This is a genomic window from Ensifer sp. SL37, from assembly GCF_026672675.1.
GTDB classification, from domain to species: Bacteria; Pseudomonadota; Alphaproteobacteria; order Rhizobiales; family Rhizobiaceae; genus Ensifer; species Ensifer adhaerens.
Genome location: NZ_JAPPRN010000006.1, coordinates 1815020 through 1835980, shown reverse-complemented (window position 1 = coordinate 1835980; position 20961 = coordinate 1815020). Strand labels below are relative to the sequence as shown.

18 protein-coding genes and 1 pseudogene are annotated in these 20961 nt (G+C 63.6%); 8 read left to right on the top strand and 11 right to left on the bottom strand.

Annotation, left to right across the window (positions count from 1 at the left end; all coding sequences use genetic code 11):
• Position 1 precedes the first annotated feature (1 nt).
• Positions 2-904, bottom strand: a complete 903-nt coding sequence (locus tag OVA00_RS20995; protein ID WP_060582871.1) for a LysR family transcriptional regulator — start codon at positions 902-904, stop codon at positions 2-4.
• Between the two features lie 114 nt (positions 905-1018).
• Between OVA00_RS20995 and OVA00_RS20990 the strand changes: the two genes are divergently transcribed.
• Positions 1019-1741 carry an SDR family NAD(P)-dependent oxidoreductase gene (locus tag OVA00_RS20990; RefSeq protein ID WP_060582870.1) on the top strand — a complete coding sequence of 241 codons (723 nt, stop codon included), beginning with the start codon at positions 1019-1021 and terminating at the stop codon, positions 1739-1741.
• A gap of 282 nt (positions 1742-2023) precedes the next feature.
• Positions 2024-2293: a hypothetical protein gene (locus OVA00_RS20985; protein ID WP_060582869.1), complete on the top strand. Its 270-nt coding sequence runs from the start codon at positions 2024-2026 to the stop codon at positions 2291-2293.
• 39 nt (positions 2294-2332) lie between these two features.
• Here OVA00_RS20985 and OVA00_RS20980 read toward each other — a convergent pair whose 3' ends face one another.
• The 3 genes from OVA00_RS20980 to OVA00_RS20970 all read right to left on the bottom strand — a co-directional run bounded on the left by OVA00_RS20980 (position 2333) and on the right by OVA00_RS20970 (position 3868).
• Positions 2333-2701 (bottom strand): VOC family protein, encoded by a 369-nt coding sequence (locus tag OVA00_RS20980; protein ID WP_268089567.1) that lies wholly within the window; start codon positions 2699-2701, stop codon positions 2333-2335.
• A gap of 128 nt (positions 2702-2829) precedes the next feature.
• Positions 2830-2991: a Thivi_2564 family membrane protein gene (locus tag OVA00_RS20975; protein ID WP_089044368.1), complete on the bottom strand. Its 162-nt coding sequence runs from the start codon at positions 2989-2991 to the stop codon at positions 2830-2832.
• Positions 2992-3145: 154 nt separating this feature from the next.
• On the bottom strand, positions 3146-3868 hold the full coding sequence (locus tag OVA00_RS20970) for an META domain-containing protein (protein WP_268089566.1): 723 nt from the start codon (positions 3866-3868) through the stop codon (positions 3146-3148).
• A gap of 208 nt (positions 3869-4076) precedes the next feature.
• On the opposite strand from OVA00_RS20970, the gene dxr reads away from it, so the two are divergent.
• Positions 4077-5252 (top strand): 1-deoxy-D-xylulose-5-phosphate reductoisomerase, encoded by a 1176-nt coding sequence (dxr, locus tag OVA00_RS20965; RefSeq protein ID WP_268089565.1) that lies wholly within the window; start codon positions 4077-4079, stop codon positions 5250-5252.
• A 45-nt stretch (positions 5253-5297) separates the two neighbouring features.
• On the opposite strand, the gene hemA is transcribed toward dxr, so the two are convergent.
• The 4 genes from hemA to OVA00_RS20945 all read right to left on the bottom strand — a co-directional run bounded on the left by hemA (position 5298) and on the right by OVA00_RS20945 (position 10586).
• The gene (gene hemA / locus OVA00_RS20960) at positions 5298-6512 is read right to left on the bottom strand and encodes a 5-aminolevulinate synthase (RefSeq protein ID WP_268089564.1); all 1215 of its coding nucleotides are present in this window, start codon (positions 6510-6512) and stop codon (positions 5298-5300) included.
• Between the two features lie 327 nt (positions 6513-6839).
• Complete coding sequence (locus OVA00_RS20955; protein ID WP_060582866.1) at positions 6840-7637, bottom strand: FAD binding domain-containing protein; 798 nt, start codon at positions 7635-7637, stop codon at positions 6840-6842.
• A 15-nt stretch (positions 7638-7652) separates the two neighbouring features.
• Positions 7653-9998 (bottom strand): xanthine dehydrogenase family protein molybdopterin-binding subunit, encoded by a 2346-nt coding sequence (locus OVA00_RS20950; RefSeq protein ID WP_112772950.1) that lies wholly within the window; start codon positions 9996-9998, stop codon positions 7653-7655.
• A gap of 99 nt (positions 9999-10097) precedes the next feature.
• Entirely contained in the window at positions 10098-10586 is a 489-nt protein-coding gene (locus OVA00_RS20945) for a (2Fe-2S)-binding protein (RefSeq protein ID WP_034802397.1), read from the bottom strand.
• A gap of 430 nt (positions 10587-11016) precedes the next feature.
• Between OVA00_RS20945 and OVA00_RS20940 the strand changes: the two genes are divergently transcribed.
• Positions 11017-11274 carry a glycine zipper domain-containing protein gene (locus OVA00_RS20940; RefSeq protein WP_034802400.1) on the top strand — a complete coding sequence of 86 codons (258 nt, stop codon included), beginning with the start codon at positions 11017-11019 and terminating at the stop codon, positions 11272-11274.
• On the opposite strand, the gene OVA00_RS20935 is transcribed toward OVA00_RS20940, so the two are convergent.
• Entirely contained in the window at positions 11271-11480 is a 210-nt protein-coding gene (locus OVA00_RS20935) for a hypothetical protein (protein WP_268089563.1), read from the bottom strand. The two genes, OVA00_RS20940 and OVA00_RS20935, sit on opposite strands and share 4 nt — an antisense overlap.
• Before the next feature lie 15 nt (positions 11481-11495).
• Between OVA00_RS20935 and OVA00_RS20930 the strand changes: the two genes are divergently transcribed.
• From OVA00_RS20930 to OVA00_RS20920, 3 genes and pseudogenes are all read left to right on the top strand, one after another.
• Positions 11496-12725, top strand: coding sequence for an MFS transporter (locus OVA00_RS20930; RefSeq protein WP_192438803.1), 1230 nt, complete (start codon positions 11496-11498; stop codon positions 12723-12725).
• Positions 12726-12982: 257 nt separating this feature from the next.
• Positions 12983-14896, top strand: a complete 1914-nt coding sequence (locus OVA00_RS20925; RefSeq protein ID WP_112975146.1) for an autotransporter assembly complex protein TamA — start codon at positions 12983-12985, stop codon at positions 14894-14896.
• Positions 14897-16376: 1480 nt separating this feature from the next.
• Positions 16377-19178, top strand: a pseudogene (locus tag OVA00_RS20920) (translocation/assembly module TamB domain-containing protein); the annotation flags it as partial.
• Positions 19179-19380: 202 nt separating this feature from the next.
• On the opposite strand, the gene OVA00_RS20915 reads toward OVA00_RS20920, so the two are convergent.
• Together OVA00_RS20915 and OVA00_RS20910 are read right to left on the bottom strand one after the other, a co-directional pair.
• Entirely contained in the window at positions 19381-19875 is a 495-nt protein-coding gene (locus OVA00_RS20915) for a MerR family transcriptional regulator (RefSeq protein ID WP_051659627.1), read from the bottom strand.
• Between the two features lie 21 nt (positions 19876-19896).
• Positions 19897-20196, bottom strand: a complete 300-nt coding sequence (locus OVA00_RS20910; RefSeq protein WP_268090393.1) for a hypothetical protein — start codon at positions 20194-20196, stop codon at positions 19897-19899.
• On the opposite strand from OVA00_RS20910, the gene OVA00_RS20905 reads away from it, so the two are divergent.
• Complete coding sequence (locus tag OVA00_RS20905) at positions 20107-20898, top strand: APH(3') family aminoglycoside O-phosphotransferase (protein ID WP_268089561.1); 792 nt, start codon at positions 20107-20109, stop codon at positions 20896-20898. The genes OVA00_RS20910 and OVA00_RS20905 overlap by 90 nt on opposite strands.
• The last annotated feature ends 63 nt before the right edge of the window (positions 20899-20961 follow it).

The window sequence follows — 20961 nt, the reverse complement described above, 5'->3', positions numbered from 1 at the left end:
CTCACCGAAGCGGCTGCCACGCCGGGCCGCGCCAGGCTTTGAGTTCCTGCAGAAACACCTGCAGCCGCGATGGCAGGAAGCGCCGCGTCGGGTAGACCGCATGCACAAAGACATCCGGCGCGGACCATCCCGGAAGCACGCGCAGAAGCTTGCCGCTCGCAAGCAGGCTGTCGCAGAAGATCGGCGGGAGCCGGCCGATGCCGTGGCCGCGCTCGGTCATGGCACTCGCCGACTGGATATCGTGGACCGACACCGCCCCGGTCACACGCAGGCTGGCCGCTTCGCCACCCTTGACCAGATGCCATTCGGCCTCGTTGCCCCGGGCATTGACCAGGACACAGCGGTGGCCACTCAGGTCTTCGGGTCGCGATGGGGTGCCATGTTTGTCGAGATAGCCGGGTGCGGCCACCAGGAAATGAGTGCTTCGACCCAAACGCTGCGCGACAAGCGACGAATCGCGCAATTCGCCGAACCTCACTGCGACGTCGATGTTTTCGGCAACGAGGTCCATGAACATATTGGTGACGAGCAGATCGACCTCGATCTCGGGATACGTCTTCAGAAATGCGGACAGGAAATCAAAGAAGGGCGGCTGCCCGAGGGTCATGGGAACGGTGACCCGCAGCAACCCCTCCGGTCTTCTCTGCGCCTCGCTCAGCACCCGCTCCGCGTCGCGAAGCTGCTTCAGCGGTTCGCCGCATTCCGCATAATAGGCGCGCCCCTGCGCCGTGAGACTGAGCTTGCGCGTCGTGCGCTGGATGAGCGTGACGCCCAGTTGCTCCTCGAGCGCCGTGACCTTGCGGCTGACGGTGGAGACCGGCATGCCGAGCGAACGTGCCGCCCGGCTGAAACTCTCGAATTGGGCAACGGCCGCAAAGACCGCGATATCGTTCAGATCGACCATGGGAAGATTTTTGCATCGCTGGAAAAGTAATTCCAGATATTTCCGCCTAATCGCACAATCTGGCAGCAGCCATATTGATCTCACCGAAACCGTCCATCCACGGAGAGAGATCAGATGACAAACAAAGTCGCCATCATCACCGGTGCATCCCAGGGCATCGGCGCGGGCCTCACAAACGCTTTTCTGGCAGAGGGCTACAGCGTCGTCGCAACCTCGCGCAATGTCAGCCAATCGCGCGAAATCACCGAATCGGACCGGCTGGCCCGGGTCGACGGCGATATCGCCGATCCGGAGACGGCGAAACGCGTGGTCGAAACCGCGATCGCCCGGTTCGGCTCGATCGACGCGCTCGTCAACAATGCCGGCATCTTCTTCACCAAGGCCTTCGTCGACTACACCGCCGAAGACTACCGGCAGCTGAGCGCCACCAACATCGAGGGATTCCTCCACACGACCCAGCTTGTGATCAAGCAGATGCTTTCGCAGAAAAGAGGCGGCAGCATCGTCAGCATCACGACACCCCTTGCCGACCGACCGATTGCAGGCATGAACGCTTCGGTCGCCATGCTGACCAAGGGCGGCATCAACGCGATCTCGAAGAACATCGCCATGGAATACGCAAGGGACGGAATCCGCGTCAACGTCGTGGCCCCCGGTGTCGTCGACACGCCGCTCCACAAGGACAACCCGCGGGATTTCCTGAACACGCTCTCGCCGATGCACAGCATTTCCAGCGTGGCCGAGATCGCGGATGCCGTCCTGTTCCTGACCAGGGCGCCGCGCATAACCGGGGAGGTGCTGAACGTGGACGGCGGCGCGCATCTGGGCAAATGGTAGAGTGGGAGCGCCCGTTGCTGGCGCAGGGCGGCGCAGGGGAAAAGAAACGCGCTGACGTCATGCGCCTGTCACGAACGACAGCTAAACAACACTCACATCTTCCTGATGACCACGGATGAACTGGCATCGACGGAAGGTGATGAGGAAGGTCGGGTTTGCCCCGGCCTTTTTTGTTGGGCCGGTCCCGTTCCTTCGATCACTATCGCAAGGTTGCCGCGCTGGGCGGCTGGCTTGACAGGAGATGCAGTCTGCCTGACGGTGCGCGCATGACGGGAGGACACCATGGGTAAGCTTCTGCAAATCATCGGCATCGTCATCATCCTGGCCGCTCTGGCCGCCGCGATCGCGCTGCTCGCTGCCGATCCGGCAACGGCGCAGCTTCGGGCGCTCGTCATACTGCCTTGGGCCTTGAGCGCGATCCTGAGCGGCATACTTCTCGCGGCTTTCGGCTCGATGCTGCGGCAGCTCAGCGCGATCCGCGCCGCGACCGAGCGTCAGGCCGCCCTGTTCCAGGCCATCCTTGACCGCAGAGCGCCGACGGCCGCGCAATAAGCGTTGCTATCCGCGTCGGTCCACCAAAACCTGATGATTTCAATCATCGGGCCGGCACACGCGCAGCCGATGGCCATCCGGGTCAAGCGCGACGAAGGTGCGGCCGAAGACCGCCGTCTTCAGCTCCTGCTCGATCGTGATCCCTTTGCTGCGCCATTCCGCATAAAGGCGCTCGACCTCGGCATCGTCCTTCACCATGAAGGCGACTTCAGAGCGGTGACCGCTTCCAGACGAAACGAAATCCCGTGCACCGGTGGACCAGAGACTGAACGTCAGCCCGTTTTCGAGTTGGAAGGCGACATAAGTCGGGAAGGATGCAACGGGTTCGCGTGCAAGCAGGCCGGTATAGAAGGCAGCGCTTCCGGTTGGGTCTTCGACATAGAGCAGGATAAGGTTCGGTGACAGCATCGTCGGGTCTCCTTTTCGATGCCCGGACCCTAGGCACTGCCGCTGTCAGATCCTGTCAGCATCAACACCGGACAGCCAAAGGCCGCCGGGCCTTGCGATCCGTCGGCCTTTGGCAGGAAGGCGACACGTCAGAAGACGGCGAGATATTTCAACAGAGAGATGATGCCGATGATGATGACGATGATCTGGACGATCTGCTTGGCGCGCGCGTCGAGCGGCAGACGCTGGACGAGATAGAGCACCAGCACGATGACGAGGAAGGTAATCAGAATTCCGATAAGCAGCCCCATGGAACACTCCCATTTTCACACAACAGCGCCGCGATGGCGTCGGGATTGTAACTAGGACGCGAAGGAAAAAGTTCCAATCGAGGCGACAACTTATGCCACTGGTTCACCCAGGCGCAGGCCGCGCCTGGTGTTTCCGCTCAGGCGAGAAGCCGGCTCAGGATGCCGGCTTGCAGGCGGTTCCCCGATCCTCGTCGCCTTTGGTGGCATCATACAGCGTTGCTTCCTCGCCCTTCGTCCACCAGACATATTGCCCGCCGGCATATTTGGCTCCGGACGCAGCTATCACGTTTGAGGCGACGACGAATGTGCCGTCGATGGTGAAGGTCACCAGCGAAACCGGGCCGGCATTGATGTATTCCGCCTCGATCGCCTTGCCGCCGCAGTCGTAGTGGACCGATTGCCGGTCCACCGCATCGGCGCCGGGAACGCGGATCGTCACGTCGGCGCCTTCAGACGCTGCCGTCATAGACGCCAGTTTCAGGGCGATGCCGCCGCCGGCCTTGCCAAGCACGAGCTTCGATCCTTCCACCGACCAGGAAAGCTCGTTGCTGAGCGCCTTGAGGAACTTCTGCTCCTGGTTCATCACCGCGGGCACGCACATCTTGCGTGTCGATGCCGCCGGGCCGAAGGTGATCTTCGAGCCGGAGAGACTGAAAGTACCGGTGAAATGGTTGCAGCCGGCCATGCCGCCATAGGTCCCGTCCTCGCGGATCTCCAGGGTCGACTGGAGATTGTCGATGACCCCACCCCCACCGATATCTTCGGCAAGCCAGGTGGCGACGAGCTGCGGCGGCACGTTTTCTGCCGCAACCGGCTGCATCGATGCCATTTCGATCGCGACGCAGGCGCAGGAAACGGCGGTTATGATTTTCAGCATCGCGAACTCCTCCGGACCCCGACTCAAGGCACCCAATTCTTAGCCTGCGGACGAGACGGAATGAAGACCGCGCCCTTGTTGCCGGCGGATTTCGCCTGTAGAGCCTAGCAAACAACATAAAAACTCGGATCGATCTCGTGAAGATCATGCGCCCGCGGCGAAGGCTCCGCCGGGCATCCCGTCCGAAAAGAAGAACATGGGTATTGGCATGGCATCCCACGACAGTGCGAAGCGCCGACTGACGATCCTCGGCTCGACCGGTTCGATCGGCACCAACACGCTCGACGTTATCGAGCGCCTTGGCGGCCGTGAGCGCTTCGACGTCGTCGCCGTCACCGGCAACGGCAACATTCCCCTGCTCGCCGAGCAGGCCGTGAAAGCTGGCGCCGAACTCGCCGTCACCGCCAACGATAGCCAGTACGAAAACCTGAAGGCCGCGCTCGCCGGCACCGGCATTCAGGTTGCCGCCGGCAAGAGCGGCCTGATCGAGGCGGCCGAGCGCAGCGCGGACTGGGTGATGGCGGCGATCGTCGGCAATGCCGGCCTGGCGCCGACGCTTGCCGCGGCCCGCCGCGGCGCCGACATCGCGCTTGCCAACAAGGAGTGCCTGGTTTCCGCCGGCAGTCTGTTCATCGACGCGGTGAAGAAAGGCGGCGGTCGGCTGCTTCCGGTCGACAGCGAACACAATGCCATCTTCCAGGTTCTGGAAGAACACCAGCGCCATGCGGTCGAGCGTATCATCCTGACAGCTTCCGGCGGCCCGTTCCGCACCAAGTCGCTGGAAGAAATGCGTCACGTGACGGCGGACGTGGCGCGCGCCCATCCGAACTGGTCGATGGGGCTGAAAATCTCGATCGACAGCGCCTCTATGTTCAACAAGGCGTTGGAGATGATCGAGGCAAAGCACCTCTTCGCGCTCGAACCCGCGCAGGTCGAGGTGATCGTGCACCCGCAGTCGGTGATCCACTCGATGGTCGGCTATACCGACGGATCGGTGCTCGCCCAGCTCGGCTGCCCGGACATGCGCACCGCCATCGGCTATGCGCTCTCCTATCCGAGCCGCTGCAGCCTGCCGATCGAGCGGCTCGATTTCGCCAAGCTGTCCCGCCTCGATTTCGAGGCGCCGGACGAAGTGCGCTTCCCGGCCATCCGCCTGGCGCGGCGCGCCATGGTCGAAGGCGGCGTGCAGGGTGCGGTCCTCAACGGCGCCAAGGAAACCGCGCTCGACGCGTTCATCGCCGGCCGCACCGGCTTTCTCGCCATGGCAGAGATCGTCGAAAAGGTCATGGACAAGCTTGCCGACCTGCCGGGGGCCGCAACGATGGACGACGTCTTTGCCGCCGACGAAAAAGCCCGGCACTTGGCGGCCGGGCTGCTTCACTAATTCAGAGCTTTCTGACCGGCGCGCATGGCGCCGGCAAGATTGGCCTTATGCGACAGCGCGGGCCAGCGCACAGCGCGACCACAGCGAATGCAGCGCGCCGACGAGATGGTCGATGTCGGCATCCGAATGCAGCGGCGTCGGGGTGATGCGCAGGCGCTCGGTCTTCTTCGGCACCGTCGGATAGTTGATCGGCTGCACGTAGACGCCGAAATTGTCGAGCAGGAGATCCGAGAGCCACTTGCACTTGGCAGCGTCGCCAACCATGACCGGCACGATATGGCTCGGGTTCGGCATGTGCGGAATGCCGCGCTGGTCGAGTAGCGAGCGCAGGCGACGGACACGTTCCTGGTGCGCGAAACGTTCGACCTGGCTTTCCTTCAGGTGGCGGATCGAGGCGAGCGCACCGGCGGCAAGCGTCGGCGGCAGCGCCGTCGTGAAGATGAAGCCGGAGGCAAACGAGCGGATGAAGTCGCAGAGTGCGGCGGAGCCGGTGATGTAGCCGCCCATGACGCCGAAGGCTTTGCCGAGCGTGCCTTCGATCACAGTCAGGCGGTGCATCAGTCCTTCGCGCTCGGCAATGCCGCCACCGCGCGGACCGTACATGCCGACCGCATGCACTTCGTCGAGATAGGTCATGGCGCCGTACTTGTCGGCGAGGTCGCAGAATTCCTTGATCGGCGCAATGTCGCCATCCATCGAATAGACGGACTCGAAAGCAATGAGCTTCGGCGCACGCGGATCGGCGGCAGCGAGCTTGGCCTCGAGGTCAGCGACCGAATTATGCTTGAAGATGACGCGTTCGCACTTGGAGTGACGGATCCCCTCGATCATCGAAGCGTGATTCCCGGCGTCCGAGAAGACGATAACACCGGGAATCTTGGAACAGAGCGTTCCGAGCGCGGCCCAGTTGGACACGTAGCCCGAAGTAAAGAGCAGCGCCGATTCCTTGCCATGCAGGTCCGCGAGCTCGCGCTCAAGCAGGACGTGGTAATGGTTGGTACCGGAAATGTTGCGGGTGCCGCCGGCGCCGGCGCCGCATTCGTCGATGGCGCGCTTCATCGCCCCGGTGACGACAGAATGCTGGCCCATGCCGAGATAGTCGTTCGAACACCAGACGGTGACTTCCTGAACGCCTTCAGCCGTATGGCGCGCGGCCTTCGGGAATTGGCCGCGATGACGGGCGAGGTCTGCGAAAACCCGGTAGCGGCCTTCCTGATGCAGTCCGTCCAGCTCGTTCTTAAAGAAATTCTCGAAATCCATCATTTTCTCCAGTGCCCGGCCGCTTTCTTCAATCAAAGCGACCTGGGGTCAACCTCGGAATGCCCGGCATCTGCCAACTGCGGCAAAAGGCCCTTGACGCGCTGCCTTCCCAGCGAGTGCATCCGAGATGATCTAGCATTTTTGAGCCTGAGCATCTTCGCTGCTTTCACTGAAACCGTTTCAACGGGAACAGCCCTAGTTTTGAAACATTCCAAAGAAAGCCTTAGTGCATGTTCATCACGTCAAGCTTGATCGAAGTCAAGCAAGGATGAAAAAAGGACGGCCGAAGCCGTCCTTTTTCAATGTTGGTGTGACGGCGAAGGCTGGTCATGCCGCCGCAACGGCGCGTTTGGCCATGACCTTCACCAGATTGGCGCGATAGGCCGCATCCGCGTGAATGTCGGAGAGCAGCTCCGAGGCATCGACGCTAATATTGCCGAGCGCATCCGGCGTCCAGTTGGCAGCAAGGGCTGCCTCCATCTCCGCCTGACGGAAAACGCCATTTGCGCCCGCACCCGTGACCGCGACCCGGATCTCGCCATTGTCGCGCTTGGCGACGAAGACACCGGTCATCGCGTAGCGCGAGGCCGGGTTGGCGAATTTCTGGTAGGCGGCCTTTGCCGGGGCGTCGAAGCTGACCGCGACGACGATCTCGCTGTCTTCCAGCGCCGTTTCGAACAGACCGGTGAAGAAATCGTCGGCCGCGATCTCCCGCCGGTTGGTCACGATCGTCGCGCCGAGCCCGAGCATCGCTGCCGGATAATCCGCCGCCGGATCGTTGTTGGCGATGGAGCCGCCGATCGTGCCCATGTGTCGCACATGCGGATCGCCGATATGGCTGGCAAGGCTGCAGATCGCCGGACACACAGCTTTGAGCGCCGCCGACGAGGCGACCTCATAATGTGTCGTGGCCGCGCCGATCCGCACGGATCGGCCGTTGACTGAGATGCCCTGCATCTCGGCGATGTGCCGAAGGTCGATCAGATCGCTCGGCGACGCCAGCCGCTGCTTCATCGTCGGAATGAGGGTCATGCCACCGGAGACGTACTTGCCTTCGCCGGCCGCATCCATTCGGCTGACGGCGTCCTGAACCGAGGACGCCCGGTGATATTGGGTCTCGTACATGAGGTGTCCTCCCGTTCACTTGGCCGCGTGCGCCGCCGCCCACACCTTCTGCGGTGTCGCCGGCATGGTAAGCGCGTTGTTGCCGATGGCATCTGTGATGGCGTTGATCAGCGCCGGTGGCGAGCCGATGGCGCCGGCCTCGCCGCAGCCCTTGATGCCCAGCGGATTGTTCGGGCAGGGCGTGTTCGAGGTCGAGACCTGGAACGACGGCAGGTCGTCGGCGCGCGGCATGGCGTAGTCCATGTAGCTCGCCGTCAAAAGCTGGCCGGAGGCATCGTAATGCACGCCTTCGAGCAGCGCCTGGCCGATGCCCTGGGCAATACCGCCATGCACCTGTCCCTCGACGATCATCGGGTTGATGATGTTGCCGAAGTCGTCGGCCGCGACAAACTGGATGATCTTGGTTCGGCCCGTTTCCGGATCGACCTCCACCTCGCAGATGTAGCAGCCGGCCGGAAAGGTGAAGTTGGCAGGGTCGTAGAAGGCCCCCTCCTTCAACCCCGGCTCCATGCCGGCCGGCAGATTGTGGGCGGTGTAGGCGGCAAGCGCCATCTGGAACCACGGCACGGTCTTGTCGGTGCCGGCGACCTTCAGTTCGCCGTTTTCGATGACGATGTCGCTTTCGTCCGCTTCCATCAGGTGAGCGGCAATCTTCTTCGCCTTGGCTTCGACCTTGTCGAGCGCCTTGACGACGGCCGACATGCCGACAGCACCGGAGCGCGAGCCGTAGGTGCCCATGCCCATCTGCACCTTGTCGGTATCGCCATGCACGATGTTGACGCTGTCGATCGGCACACCGAAGCGGTCGGCGACAAGCTGGGCAAAGGTCGTCTCGTGGCCCTGGCCATGGCTGTGCGAGCCGGTCAGGACCTCGATCGTACCGACGGCGTTGACCCGCACTTCGGCCGATTCCCAAAGACCGACGCCAGCACCGAGCGAACCCACCGCTGCCGACGGTGCGATGCCGCAGGCCTCGATGTAACAGCTCATGCCGATGCCGCGCTTCATGCCGCGACCGGCGGCTTCCGCCTTGCGACCGGCAAAGCCGTTCCAGTCGGCCGCCTTCATCGCCGCTTCGAGCGAAGCGTCGTAGTCGCCGGCGTCATAGTTCATGATGACAGGCGTCTGGTGCGGGAAGGAGCGGATGAAATTGACCCGACGCAATTCGGCAGGCGAGACGCCGAGTTCGCGGGCCGCCGTCTCCATCGTGCGTTCCAAGAGATAGGTCGCCTCCGGCCGCCCGGCACCGCGATAGGCGTCGACGGGCGCGGTGTTGGTATAGACGGTGCGCACATTCGCATGGATCGCCGGGATGTCGTACTGCCCGGAAAGCAGCGTCGCATAGAGATAAGTCGGCACCGCCGAGGAGAACAGCGACATGTAAGCGCCGAGATTGGCGATCGTATCGACCTTGAGCCCGATGATGCGATTGTTGGCGTCAAAGGCCATCTTCACCTTCGACACATGGTCGCGACCATGCGCATCGGTGAGGAACGCTTCGGTGCGGTCCGACGTCCATTTGACCGGCACGCCGGTGCGTTTCGACGCCCAGAGACAGACGATCTCCTCCGGATAGATGTAGATCTTCGAGCCGAAGCCGCCGCCGACATCGGGCGCGATCACCCGCAGCTTGTTTTCCGGCGCGACATTATAGAAGGCGCTCATCACCAGCCGCGCCACATGCGGGTTCTGGCTGGTCGTGTAGCAGGTATAGTGGTCGTCTCCGGCGTCGTAGATGCCGAGCGCCGCACGCGGCTCCATCGGGTTGGGCGAAAGCCGGTTGTTGTGGATGGTGATTTCGGTGACATGCGCCGCAGCGCCGATCGCCTTGTCGGTCGCCGCTTCGTCGCCGATCTGCCAGTCGAAGATCAGGTTACCAGGCGCTTCCGGGTGAAGCTGCGGCTGTCCTGACTCAAGCGCCTTTGAGGCGTCGATCACGACGGGAAGCTCCTGGTATTCGACGACGACGGCTTCGGCCGCATCACGCGCCTCGGCGACGCTGTCGGCAACGACGATCGCCACAGCATCGCCGACGTATCGCACGGTCTCGTGCGCGAGCGGCCGCCAGGCGCCCATCTTCATCGGCGATCCGTCCTTGGAATGGATCATCCAGCCGCAGATCAGGTTGCCAATACCATCGGCGAGCAACTGCTTGCCGTCGAGCACGCCGATCACGCCTGGCATGCCGATCGCCGCCGACCCGTCGACTTTGAGGATCTTCGCATGCGCATGCGGGCTGCGCACGAACACCGCATATTTCATCCCCGGCACGGACATGTCGTCCGTATAGCGGCCCTTGCCGGTCAGGAACCGCTTGTCCTCCTTGCGCGCCACGCGCGCGCCAATGCCTTCAACGCCCATTGCCTATCTCCTCCCGAGATATCCAGCGACAGTCCCGACGGCCATGCATCGGTCCTGAGTGACATGCGTCAGGGGCGAGATTCCGCCCCCGTTCTGCCGCTATTCTGCGGCCACACGGGCGCCGCTCATCTCGGCGGCGGCGGCAAGGATCGCTTTCACGATGTTGTGGTAACCGGTGCAACGACAGATGTTGCCTTCGAGCTCGGCGCGCACCGTCGCCTCGTCCAGCTGACCCTGATGCCTGCGGATCATGTCAACGGCCGTCATCACCATGCCGGGCGTGCAGAAGCCGCATTGCAGGCCGTGATTGGCCTTGAAGGCCGCCTGCACCGGATGCAGTTCGCCATCGGCCGCCAGCCCTTCGATGGTGGTGATCGTAGAGCCTGCGGCTTGCGCGGCGAGGATGGAACAGCTCTTGACCGACTTTCCGTCCATATGGATGACGCAGGCGCCGCACTGCGAGGTATCGCAGCCGACATGGGTGCCGGTCAGTCCGAGATTTTCGCGTATGAATTGCACCAGCAATGTGCGGTCGTCGCAATGACCGCTCACCTGACGGCCGTTGACCGTCATTGTTACTTTCGCCATTTCGCTCCTCCGGGGTCGGTCAATGCCAACACGAGCGCGGCCGGAAAGTCGGGTGAGATGGTTCACGCGACTAGGGTACGCGCCAACTGATATCGATGCCCGTCGCCCACGGATCCGCTCCTCCGGATTTTCGCAGGCTTGTTTGTATCATTTGTCTTTTTTTGGAATGCCGCAACCGCCCCTGCCCGCCGAACGACAAAATTTTTCCACGCCGGTTGTGCCGAAGGGAACTGCCTTCATGTCCCGTTCAGGAACGATATCATTATCTTGCCGGCAGGAAGAAACCGCAGCGCTCCCGTAGACTTTCGATGGGGACCGCGTATTTTCCGAACCGCAAGTTCCGGTGGAGCGGGATGTTCCCGGCTTCGCCATCATCCACGGGACGGACTGAGCGATAGGCTTGAGATCCGTAGACATCGGAGAGAACAACATGAAGAAAGCCATCGCACTTGTGCTGGTCGCCCTGGCGGTCGCAAGCTGCACCCAGACGGAAAAGGGCGCCGGCATCGGTGCCGTTTCCGGCGCGATCATCGGCGGCGCTGTTACCGGCGACGTCCGTGGCGCTGCAGTCGGCGCGGCAATCGGCGGTGTTTCCGGCGCAGTCATCGGCAACGTCACCGAGCAGCCCGGCCAGTGCTACTATCGCGACCGCTACGGCCGCCGCTACATCGACTCGTGCCCGCGCTAAGGCGACAGGCAGCCTGCCGTCGGCTGCAGCTTGAGCCGCCCGACGGTCTGGTTTGATGTTTCCCCCTCACGGCTGACCGCCCTGAGGGGGTTTTTCGTTGCGGCAACCGCATCCTCTGCCGCACACAACGCGCAGCGGCCAACGAAGGCGCCGAAATCGGGTGGCAACCGCCGAAGCAATCTCGTCTGCTGACCTCGACGTTTCATGATCGAGGTTCTTCCATGCCAAACCCACCACGCGACACCCTGCCACCGGCCTTCAAGCGCATCGGCTGGTCCAACCTGTTCGCACAGTTTTCCGAGCAGATGGCGCTGGCCGCCGCTCCGCTCGCCGCCGTGCTTCTGCTCGCCGCAGGCCCTGCGGAAACCGGATGGCTGCAGATGGCGCAGACGCTGCCATTCCTTCTGCTCTCCATTCCCGCCGGTCTCGTTGCCGACCGCGCATCGCGGCGCAAGCTGATGGTTTCCTCGGAAATGCTGCGCGCGCTGTCGCTGGTTGCCACGCTGTTGCTGATGCTCGGCGGCCTTCTGTCGCTGCCGCTGCTCGCCGTCATGGGCTTCGTCGGCGCCATCGGCACGGTCTGCTACAATGTCGCCGCCCCAGCCCTGGTGCCGGCGATCGTGCCCCGTCACCAACTCGCCGACGCCAATCGCTGGCTGGAGCTCGCCCGCAGTCTCGCCTATTCCGGCGGACCGGCGATCGGCGGCGCGATCGTCGCATGGACCGGCGCATCGCTCGCCTATGTCGCCGCCACATCCCTGTCCCTTCTCTCTGTCGTCCTGCTCGCCGGCCTTGGCGACCAGCAGCAACCGACCGCTCCCAGGCGCAACCTCCTTCAGGATCTCGCCGAAGGCGCCCGGTTCCTGGGCGGCCACCCGCTGCTCAGGCCCATTCTGGTGACCGCCATCGTCTTCAACACTGCCTGGTTCGTGCTGCAGGCGGTCTATGTCGCCTATGCCATTCAGGCCCTCGGGCTGACGGCGATCGGCGTGGGCATCACGCTTGGCATCTATGGCGCCGGCATGATGATCGGCGCCTTCGCAGCCCCCGCCATTGCGCGCCGGATCCCCTTCGGCCTGATGATCGCCCTCGGCCCGCTCGGCGGGTTGACGGCTGCGGCCGTGATGCTCTCGACCATCTGGGTTCCCTCAGGCGCCCTTGCCGGTCTGAGCTTCTTCCTGTTCGGCGCCGGCCCGGTGCTCTGGTCGATCGCCACGCTCACCTTGCGGCAGGCCGTCACCCCCAATGCGATGCTCGGGCGCGTATCGGCCTTCATCACCACCGCCACCTTCGGGGCCCGGCCGATCGGTGCAGCGCTCGGCGCCGTCGTCGCCACACGCTTCGGCGTCGAGGCGTGCCTTGCCGTCGCAGCGGTCGGTTTCCTCATCCAGTTCCTCGTCATCATCGCTTCCGGCGTACCGCAATTGCGGGCGCTGCCCGAGGCGGCGTAGCGGCTCGATACAGCGGACAAGGCGGCATTTAAGCCTCCAAAAAGGCGCAGCGCCCTACTGGTTGTCGGCGGTGGTTGTGCTGCGCCGACAACATTTCCGCGCTTTTTCGACGGAATCGGCACCGAAATTCGGCATCAGGGGTGGATGCAGCGGATCGTCATCGTTAACAGATGGAAAACCTTAGGCATGCGATAGTGACCCAGCCGCATAAGCAGGCAGTTTGTATTGGGTCGCCTGAAGACGGGATGCGGAAGCGAATGTCCCCACCACGGTCGAGTATTGCGTACTGGAAGGCAGCGACTTCGCTTGCTGTTGCCTTTTCGTGCGCGCTCGGCCCGCTTTCCGCCGAGAAGGCCTATGCCTTCAAGCTCTTCGGCATGAAGTTTTTCGAGAGCGACGAGGAAGAGGCGCCGGTCATCGACCCGGTCAACTATACCCTCACCTTCGACGCCGGCACCGAAGACAAGGAACTGAAGGAAGCGCTGGAAAACAGCTCGCAGCTCGTGCAGGGCCAGGAAAAGCCTGTCTCCGGCGATCTTGGCCTGGCAATTCGGGCGCGTGACGACCGCGACCGGCTGCTTGCCGCACTCTACGAAAAGGCCCGCTACGGCGGCACCATCGCGATCCGCATCAACGGCCAGGATATCGACAGTCTGCCGCCGGATCCGTCTTTCCCGGATGGCAAGCCGATTCCGGTCACCGTCACCGTGACGCCGGGTCCGGTCTTCAACGTCGGTTCCGTCAAGTTCGAAGGCGATGCGGCCGGTTTCAGTCCCGCTGATTACGGCCTGCCCGCCGGCGCGCGTGCCGATTCCACCCTGATCATCAAGGCCGGCGAAAAGGTCGTGAACGATCTGCGCGAGCAGGGTCGCCCCCTGGCCAAGCTCACCGAACGCAGCGCTGTCGCCAACCACGCCGACTCGACCGTCGACATCGTCATCGGCGCCAGCGGCGGCCCCGTTGCCCCAGTCGGCGAAGTCAGCGTCGACGGAACGAAGACCGTCGACCCGGGTTTCGTGCGCGACTACTCACGCCTCAACGAAGGCCGTCCCTATTCGCCCGCGGACATCCGCAAAGCCTCCGAGCGCCTGCGCCAGCTCGGCGTCTTCTCGAGCGTCACCATCAAGGAGGCCAATGCGCTTTCGCCCGATGGATCTCTCCCGATGAAGATCGAGGTGTCCGAAGGCAAGCACAAGTATTTCGGCTTCGGCGCCCAGGTCTCGACCACCGACGGCCTCGGGCTTTCGGGCTACTGGGGACACCGCAACCTTTTCGGCCGCGCCGAATCGCTGCGCATCGAAGGATCGGTCGACCGCATCGGCGAGACCAAGGAACTGGACAAGCTCGACTATTCGGTTGGCATCCTGTTTGCCAAACCCGGTGCCTTCGGCCCGGCTTCCACCTTTACCGCGAGCGTCAAGGCCAACATCCAGGACCCAGACGCCTACCGCGCCAAGATCCTGACGGCAGCGGCCGGCGCCACCTTCGAGCTCTCGGACACCGACACCGTCTCAGGCGGCGGCGAGCTCAGCTGGGCCAATATCGACGACGCCTTCGGCTCGAACTCCTATCTGACGGCCGCGATCCCGCTCGAATATGTGCGCGATACCCGTAACGACAAGCTGAACGCGACCGAAGGCTACCGGGCGATGATAAACGCCAAGCCGAGCTACGAAATCAAGGGGCAGACCTTCTTCTCGTCCTTCGAAGCCTCGGCATCCGGTTACCATGCGCTCGGCGACGAGAAGCGCTTCGTGCTTGCCGGCAAGATCGGCGCCGGCATGCTCGTCGGCGGCAGCGGGCTCGAAGACATTCCTGCCAACCGCCGCTTCTATCTCGGCGGTGGCGGCTCGGTACGCGGCTATTCCTACCAGGAGATCGGCCCGCGCAATTCCGACAACGAGGAGACCGGCGGACGCTCCTATGTCAATGCCTCGCTCGAAGCCCGCATCGCCATCACCGACACCATCGGCGTCGTGCCTTTCATCGACGCCGGTACGGTGTCTGCGAAGACAACGCCGGACTTCTCCGACATCCGCGCCGGTGCCGGCATCGGCCTGCGTTACGCCACGCCCTTCGGCCCGATCCGCCTCGACTTTGCCGTTCCGCTTAACAAATATCCCGGCGGCACCAAGTACGGCATCTATGCCGGTATCGGCCAATCCTTCTGATCCGGGCCGTTTCTTCCATCAGAACCGGCAAATCGCCGCCATTGCCGGATAGTTTCTGCCGGCGGCGATTCCGCTTGGGAGCAACTTGCGTTATGGGTAGATCATGAATCAGGTCGTCCGCTTCCTTCGCGCGACGCTGCGCTATGGCCTTCGTGTGCTTGGCGTGATTGCGGTCGTTGCCCTTCTTCTCGTCGCCTTCGTGGGCTTCACCACACCCGGCGCAAGGCTCGTCGCCTGGGCAATCGAGAAGTATGCGGCAACCCCTGACCAGATCGTGCGGATCGCCGATCCGAGCGCGCTGTTGACCGGCAAGTTCACGGCCGGAAGCATCACGCTGTTCGATGGCGAGGGCGTCTATGCCGAAGTGCGCGACCTCGATCTCACCTGGTCGCCCGCCGCCCTTCTCTCCTTCCGCTTCGAAGCCGCGGCGCTCTCGGCCGGCTCGGTGCGCGTCGAGCGCCTGCCGATCCCCTCCACCGAGACCAAGGAAGTCCGCTCGACCTTTGCGCTTCCCGTGGACGTCAAGATCGACGCGATCGATCTCAAGGAGATCATCATCGGCAAGGCGATCACCGGCGAGGACCAGTTCCTGACCGCCAGCGGCAAGGTGAACGCGACCAACGAAAGCATCGCCCTTCAGCTTGCGGCCGCCCAGCGCGACCGGCCGGAAGCGCGCGCGGTTGCCGATATCGTCTTCAATCCGGCGGGCAACGAGCTGAAGCTCGAGGCGACCGTGGACGAGCCGAACAACGGTGTACTGGCAAAGCTGCTTCGCCTGCCCAACGAGCCCGCAGTCAACATCAAGCTGACCGGCGAAGGCCCGCTTTCCGACTGGGCCGGCAGCGCCACGGCCGCACTCGACGGCAGCGAAATTCTCAAGCTCGACGGTCGCCACGTCCAGACGCCCGACGGAATGCACCGGCTGACCGTCAACGGCGGCGGCGGTTTCGGCTCGCTGATGCCGCCGGCGCTGCGCCCGATGTTCGAGGGTGACACCAGTCTCGACATCGCCGCCGCGTTCAACGACCAGGGGCTGGTTCAGGTCGACAAGGCTCATGTGACGACGGGCGCGCTCTCCTTTGCCGCTTTCGGTACTTACGACAGCAAGGGCGAGAACAACCTCAAGGCCAGGCTTGCCGGCACCAACGGCCCTGTCGACTTCCGCTGGCCGCTGCAGAAGGGTGAAGCGCAGGCCAAGATCAATGCCGTCGATTTTTCGCTGATCGGCGACGCGCAAGCCGCGATCCTCGATCTCACCGCAGACGTCACCTCCCTGGCGGTGCCCGACGTGGCGCTCGGCGCAGTCAAGCTTTCGGCACGCAGCGACGGCTTCAATCTCCAGGCGCAATCCGGTCCGGTGAAGGCGGCAATCGAGGTGGGCGAAGCCGGCTTCAACGACCCCAACCTCGCCCGCCTGGTCCAGGTGCCGCTGAAGGTGGACGCAATCCTCTCCGTGACGAAGGAAAACATCGCCTTCAACCCGGTGACGATCGAAAGCCCCGGTATCGGCGGTTCGCTCACCGGCGCCTTTTATCGCGACGAGAACACGGTTTCCGCGGCCTTCAAGCTCTTCGCCGTTCCGGACGCGTTGCCGCCGGCGGCCGCCGCGAAATTCGATGGCACGATCGCACTCTCGGGCGAAGTGAAGACGGCAACCGACGGCGGCGTCACCGTGGAGGGCCTCGAGCTCAAGTCGGGCACGATCGAGGCCGCCGGCACCGTTGCGCTCGCGCAGAGCAACCTGACGGCCGACCTTAGGGGTACCCTGCCTGATCTCGGCAAGCTGCTTGCCGATGCCAAGGGCAAGGCCGACTTTACCGCCGCCGTGACCGGCCCGCTTTCGGAACTCGGCATCAAGGCCGAGTTGACGTCGAGCGGCGCGACACTGGCCGGACGCACGCTCAGCGACCTCAACGTCAAGGCCGACGCCAAGGCCAACCCTTCGAGCCCGCAGGCAAGCCTGACGGCGACCGGTGCACTCGACGGCCAGGCCATCGACGTCAAGGCCGACGTCGTCTCGAAGGATGGCCAGACCGCAATCCCGGTGCTCGAGGCCAGGATCGGCGAGAACAAGCTGACCGGGGCAATCAGCTTCACCCCCGATTTCAAGCCGGACGGCACGGTCAGCTTCGACCTGCCCGATCTCGGCCTCTTGGCCGCCATGGCCGGGCAGAAGGCCTCCGGCGACCTCAACGGCTCGGCGGCCATCAAGACCCAAAACGGCATCACCTCCGTCGTCGTCAAGGCCGGCGGCAGCGGCATCAAACGCGACCAGCTGACCATCTCCAGGCCGACCGCCGACATCACCATCGCCGACCTCGCGGCCCTGGCGATCAAGGGCAGCATCCGCGCCGAAACGGTGGCGCAGGGCGAAAACCGTGTTTCCGGACTTGCCGTCGATTTCGAGCAACAGGCCGGCCGCACCGGTTTTGCCGTCGACGGCAAATATGACGGCGGACCGCTGACGATGAAGGGCGACCTTGCGAGCGCCAAGGGCCGCACCGAAATCCGCCTCGCATCCTTTGGCGCAACGCCGAAGGGCATTGCCCTGAAACTGGCGCAGCCGACGGTGATCGCCATCGAAAACGGCACCGTCCGTCTCAACGCGCTGACGATCCAGGCATCGAAAGGCACGATCGCAGTCAACGGCACGGCTGGCGAAAAGCTCGACATCACTGCGAAGCTCAACGCCCTGCCCGCAGCACTGGTCAACGCCTTCGCACCGGACCTCGGCGCCGAGGGCACGATCGCCGGCACCGTCGATGTCGAGGGCGCAGCGTCCGCCCCGGTCGTCGCCTACGACCTCAAATGGTCGGGCGCCTCGCTCGCGGCAGCCCGCACCGCGGGCGTTGCGGCCTTCGATGTGACGGCGGACGGCAAGTTTGCCAACAACAAAGTGACGCTCGATACGACGCTTTCGGGCGCCGGCGGACTTTCCTTCAAGGGCGGCGGCAATGTCGACATCGGCGGCAACATGCCGATCGCGATGAAGTTCAACGGCAACGTCCCCTTCGCCCTCATCGCCAACCTGATGGCGGAGAAAGGCTTCACGCTGACGGGCCAGGCAAATGTCGATGTGGCAATCTCCGGTTCCGCGAAGGCGCCGCAGATCGCCGGCACGATCACCACGTCAGGCGGGCGCCTCGTCGACGTGCGTCGCAACCTGGCGCTCAACGACCTGACCGCCAATGTCGCGCTCGATGGCAAGCAGGCGACGATCTCCAGGCTCTCGGCCAATCTCGCGACCGGCGGCTCGGTCGAAGCCAGCGGTACCGTCGGCACCGTACCCGGTTCCGGCTTCCCGGCCAACCTGACGATCAAGCTGAACAACGCGACCTACGTCGATGGCACCCTGTTCAACGCCAACGTTGCCGGCGAGATGACCTTGACCGGTCCCCTGGTCGCGACCCCGACGCTCGGCGGCAAGGTGACGATCCGCAAGGCATCGATCACCATTCCGGAGAAGTTGCCGACGTCGCTTTCGGCCATCGACATCAAGCACAAGAATGCGCCGCCCAAGGTGCGGAAGATGGTCAAGGACCTGCGCAAGGACGAAGTGCCGGCCGCAGGTGCCAATGCCAGCGGCGTGATTGCCTTCGATCTCGGCGTCAACGCCCACCAGATCTTCGTGCGCGGCCGCGGCATCGACGCGGAGCTTGGCGGCGACCTGACGATCCGTGGCACCGCCGTGCAGCCAATTGTTTCCGGCGGCTTTGAGATGCGCCGCGGACGGCTCGAAATCCTCGGCAAGCGCCTGACCTTCACCGACGGCAATATCGGCTTTGGCGGTGACCTGATCCCGACGCTCGACCTCAAGGCGACCTCCAGCGTCGGCGCGACCACCATCACCGTCGCGGTCGCGGGCCTCGCCAACAATCCGCAGATCGCCTTCTCTTCCTCCCCGGCGCTGCCGCAGGACGAAATCCTGGCGCAGTTGATCTTCAACCGGTCGCTGTCAAACCTCTCGGCCTTCCAGATCGCCCAGCTCGCCTCGGCCGTCAGCCAGCTTGCCGGTGGCGGATCGACCTCGCTGCTCGACGGCCTGCGCAACAAGCTCGGCGTCGACGATCTCGACGTCACCACCGACGAGAATGGCGGCGCCTCCGTGCGCGCCGGCAAGTATCTCAACGACCGCACCTATATCGAGCTGCAGCAGGGCTCCGATTCCGCCTCCAGCAAGGCGGTCATCAATCTCGATGTCGGCAAGGGCGTGAAGCTCAAGGGCTCGGCCGCCGGCGACGGTTCGGCCTCGGGCGGCGTCTTCTTCGAAAAGGAATATTGAGCGGCGGCGGGCGTAAACACGCCTGTCCCGCCCGCATCACAAGGAAGCCGGTGGGTCGATCGCGATCCACCGGCTCCAGAGCCCCTGTGTCGCCCGCTCGACAGCAAACTCACTATGGTCCTTTGGAGGCACCGGCGGCGCCTGAAGCCGTGATCGGTCACATGTCATCGGCGCGGAGCGCGCTGCCCTTCTTGCGCCTGTTTCAGGCCCAGCCATTCTCGGGGACGAAGGAGACCTCGCGGCGTGGGCGCGTCAGCTCGTAGCGGTTCCATGCGACGGCGTCAGGCGACAGGCCGGTCATCTCGGTTTTTCGGGCGAGCATGAGGAGTTCGTCGATCGACAGGGCATCGCCGCGCTCGATCTTCTGGAGCGCCGCATCGATCAAGGACAGGCTGTGTTCGACACGGTCGCGCAGGTCCAAGAACGCCGATTGCTGGACGGCTAGCGTTTGTCCGAGGGCCGGCGCAGTACCGGCGAGCATTTCGGTAATCCGGGTGAGGCTAAGGCCAAGCCGCCTCAAAGCCATGATTTCGGTCAGCCGCGCGATTTCGACCGCACCATAGAGCCGCCACTTCTTCTCCGTCCGCCGCGGCGTGATCAGGCCGCGGTCCTCATAGACCTTGAGAGCGCGGATGGTAAGGCCAAGACGGTCGGCGCATTCGGCCGCCGACAGCAGTTCATTGTGGTTCACGCCCATGAGCACCTCTTCGAAACACTTCTAAAAAGGTGACTTTGCGGTCGAGCCGAGCGCGCTTTGCGAAGCTTTGATGGAGATTTGGCGAAGACGCACCGTGAAAGGCGATTTACCGGCACGCGCCGTCAAAACTTGCGGGACCGCTCCGTGGAAATGCCACTTTGCCAAACCTACATCGGCATCCAGGCGCGGCCGCGCGCCCCGTTGTTTCATTCCTTTTTTCAGGTGATTGCCTTGCCCTCTTCTTTTCCGCGTCCCGAACTGCCCGAACCATTCCGCCCTCTTGTCGCTGGCTATCAGTGGAACCGTGATCTGCTCGGGCAATCCGACTCGAGCATCTTTCTTCTGAAGGCGCCCGATCGACCCATGCTGGTGCTGAAGCTCGAGGAAGCCGGCCCGTTCAGCGAGTTCGTCGACGAGGCGGCGCGGCTTGATTGGCTGGCATCAAAGGACTTGCCCTGCCCGCGGGTGATCGCTCGTGCCTTCGGCGCGGAGACGAACTGGCTGCTGCTGCAAGCAGTGCAAGGGACGGACCTCGCCTCCACGGCGCTCTCGCCCAAGGACCAAATCGTCATCCTCGCGGACGCGCTGAAGCAACTGCATGCGCTGGATATCGCCAACTGCCCCTTCGATCACCGGATCGAAGAGCGCATCGCCATCGCGAAGGCGCGCACCCAGGCAGGCGTGATCGATGAAAGCGACTTTGACGAGACGCGGCTCGGCCGAACGGCGGCGGATCTCTTTGCCGAACTGCAGGCGCGCGTGCCCCAACCCGGTGAACTCGTCGTCACCCATGGCGACGCCTGCCTGCCGAACATCATCGAGAAGAACGGCCGGTTTTCCGGCTTCATCGATTGCAGCCGGCTGGGCGTCGCCGACCCCTACCAGGACATCGCTCTTGCCTGCCGCAGCATCGTCCACAATCTCGGCGAGGAATGGGTTCAGCCGTTTCTGACCCGCTATGGCCTCGACAAGGACGATTCGGAGAAACGTGACTTCTACTGCCTGCTCGACGAGTTCTTCTGATCGTCAGGCAGCAGGCATGAAATCCACCCAGAGCACATGCCCGGGCAGCGAAAGGGCCCGCAA